General features: G+C 64.2%; 2 protein-coding genes. Both read left to right on the forward strand.

Annotated elements, in window-relative coordinates:
* A partial coding sequence (locus tag ABT116_RS46195) for an MFS transporter (protein WP_351647199.1) occupies window positions 1-492 on the forward strand: 492 nt, incomplete at its 5' end.
* Window positions 489-1,334: a siderophore-interacting protein gene (locus tag ABT116_RS46200; RefSeq protein ID WP_298779942.1), complete on the forward strand. Its 846-nt coding sequence runs from the start codon at window positions 489-491 to the stop codon at window positions 1,332-1,334. The genes ABT116_RS46195 and ABT116_RS46200, both read left to right, overlap by 4 nt.
* Window positions 1,335-1,420 lie beyond the last annotated feature (86 nt).

Raw genomic sequence — 1,420 nt, forward strand, 5'->3', positions numbered from 1 at the left:
GTCGGCGCCGTGATCGGTTCGCTCACCAGCGGTTGGACAGGACGAGTCCACCGCAACGGCGCCGCGATGTTGATCTCTGTTGCGCTGATGCCTCTCGGCCTGGTGGTACTGGGTGCGTCGGGAGCAGCACTCGTCGCTTTCCTCGGTCTCGCCGGATTCGGCCTCGGACGCGCCCTCAACGACATTCTGAGATTTGCCGTCCTGCAACAGAACACGCCGGACGAACTGCGCGGCCGCATCTCCAGTCTGTGGATGGTGCAGGCTGTCACGGGTACGGCGATCGGGTCGATGGCAGCCGGGTTCCTCGGGCAGTGGCTCGAGCCTGGTGCTGCGCTGCTGGCCTTGGGTCTCGCCGGTCTGACATTGGGCCTGGTGCTCCTGGCAACGTTGGGTTCGGTGCGTCGGGTAACTTCGGAGACAGCCGAAGTCGATCACTCCGACATCACCGTGCCGGTGGGGAATGCTCCGCCGGAAAAGGAAGGTAGTTCATGAACCGAGGAGACCACCTCGCGACCATCGCCGAAGTTCTGGCGGGAACCACCGGCGCAAAAGTGCCGTACCCCATCGGCATTCGCGAACTCGAAGTCGTTCGCAGCGAAATGGTCGGATCCGGACTGCTGCGTCTGACTTTGGGAGGACCTGAGTTGGCGGGCTTCGAATCGCACGCTCCCGACGAGCATGTCCGCCTCGTCTACCCGGATGCCGACGGGTCTCTGAGACTGCCCGAACTAGACGGATTCAGCCTGAAGTGGCCTCGTCCTCTGCCGATTTCGCGTGAGTACACCGTCCGTCGATACGACGCCGAGGCGGGGGAGTTGGACCTCGACTTCGCACTCCACGACGGTGGGTACGCCTCTGATTGGGCTCAGGCGGCCACCATCGGCACTCGGGTGCACGTGGCAGGTCCGCCCGGTGGCGTCGTGGTTCCGTGGACGTACGACCGCTATCTGCTTGCCGGTGACATCACCGCCCTTCCTGCCATTGCTCGTTGGCTCGAGATGATGCCCGCTGCTGCTGCCGGGTGGGTGTTCGTCGAGATCACCGATCCTTCACAGGAAATCGAACTCACCGTTCCGGAAGGCGTCGAGGTGCGATGGCTGTACCGTGGCGACGTGCCGGCCGGTCACTCCGATCTACTCGAGCAGGCCGTCCGAACGGTGACGGTGCCCGAGGGCGAGCGCGTCTACGCCTGGATCTCCGGTGAGGCCACCAGCCTCAAGCCGATTCGCAGATTCGTGCGCGACGAACTCGGATTGAGTTCGGGCGACCACCTGATCACCGGCTACTGGAAGCGCGGAGTCGCGGACTTCGACGAGGACGACGACGACCACTGAACATCGGCTGCCCCAGTCCCAGCCCTCGGCATCGTCACCGCGACAACGAGTCCGACAATCGCAACGATTGCCGCTACCCCGAAGGC

This window comes from Streptomyces sp. NPDC002130 (assembly GCF_040296465.1).
Lineage (GTDB): Bacteria > Actinomycetota > Actinomycetes > Streptomycetales > Streptomycetaceae > Streptomyces.